General features: G+C 53.2%; 2 protein-coding genes. One reads left to right on the forward strand and one right to left on the reverse strand.

Translation table 11 applies throughout. The features are described from left to right. Positions 1 to 341: cytochrome P450 (locus tag A3730_RS22365; protein WP_156501299.1), on the reverse strand; the 341-nt coding region annotated here is incomplete at its 3' end. Positions 342 to 674: 333 nt separating this feature from the next. Between A3730_RS22365 and A3730_RS22370 the strand changes: the two genes are divergently transcribed. Then, the coding region (locus A3730_RS22370) for a ParA family protein (protein WP_063538980.1) at positions 675 to 1,450 on the forward strand (776 nt) is incomplete at its 3' end.

The following is a 1,450-nucleotide window of genomic DNA, read 5'->3' on the forward strand; positions in this document are numbered from 1 at the left end:
TGCATGATCTTGCGATGCCAGCGATGCTCTTCGAAATCCAGCAACATGATACCGCGATGGAAAAAGCGACCGATAAAATAATCCCAGCCATCATGATTGGAAAACAGGTCGCCGCGGTTGAGCATGACGAACTGGTTGGCGTCGGGGCCGAGCATCTGGATCATGCGCAAGCCAAATACGCTGCTCCAGGATACCGGCCCATAGGTGTCATAGCGTTTGCGCATTAATCCAATCGGGTCGCGCATGAAAGCCAGGGTGTGGCCGATAAGGGGCAATCCCGCATCACCAGGGATTGCCTTGAGAGAGCTTGTCCGTGGCGGGGCGCAGAATGGCTGAGACATATAGAGCACCTGAAAAATAGCTGTGAACGGCGCAGGTGAAGCGCCGAAATGAAACATTGTGTTTACTTTTAGCTCGCTTGCTGGCGCTCAGCAAGGGGAAGTAAATAGATTTCGCGTCCACGTTTAATTTGGGTGTTTTTTAATCGAACCGTAACGTGCGTCTGATCGGCCACGCTTTGCCGATTTCGCTCAGCGGTTATTCACCAGGTTATCCACAGTTTCTGTGGACAGTCTGAGTAGCAGTTTATGCCCGGCACTTTGGCACTGTGAGTGGCTTGGCAGGCTGTGTATGATTCGGCAACGCCAATACTTGCTGTTTAAGGAGAACAAGGAATGCGTAGAGTGGTGTTCAATCAGAAAGGGGGCGTGGGGAAGTCCAGTATTACGGTCAATCTGGCGGCTATCAGCGCGTCGGAGGGCAAACGCACCCTGGTTGTCGATCTGGATCCACAGTGCAACGCCAGCCAGTATTTGCTGGGCATGCCCGCGTACAGTAACGGGCACGGGCCAAAACCCAACATCGGCACTTTTTTTGCTCAGACCCTGTCGTTTCGGCTGAAAGAAAAAGATCCGCGTGACTATGTGCATGCCACCCCGTTTGAGAACCTGTTTGTGTTGCCGTCCGATGGCGAGCTGGGGGAAATCGAGCATATGCTCGAGTCCAAGCACAAGATCTACAAACTGCGTGGTTTGCTGAAGGCGCTGGCGAAAGACTTTGACGAGATTTTTGTGGATACGCCGCCAGCGTATAACTTCTACACCTTGTCATCGTTGATTGCGGCTGATCGGGTGCTGATTCCCTTTGACTGCGATGCGTTTTCCCGCAAGGCGTTGTACACACTGCTGGAAAATATTCAGGAAGCCCGGGAAGACCACAATGATGACCTGCAGGTGGAAGGCATTGTGGTGAATCAATACCAGCCTCGGGCGCGGTTGCCTCAGGAGTTGGTGGCGTCTCTCGAAGAAGAGGGGTTGCCGATTCTTGCCAACAAACTCTCCAGCAGTGTAGTGATGCGCGAATCCCACGAGAAAGCGACGCCACTGGTCAATATGCAGCCACGGCACAAGCTCACCGATGAGTACCGTGCGCTGTTCAGGGAAATCAGTGC

This window comes from Alcanivorax sp. HI0044 (genome assembly GCF_001634945.1).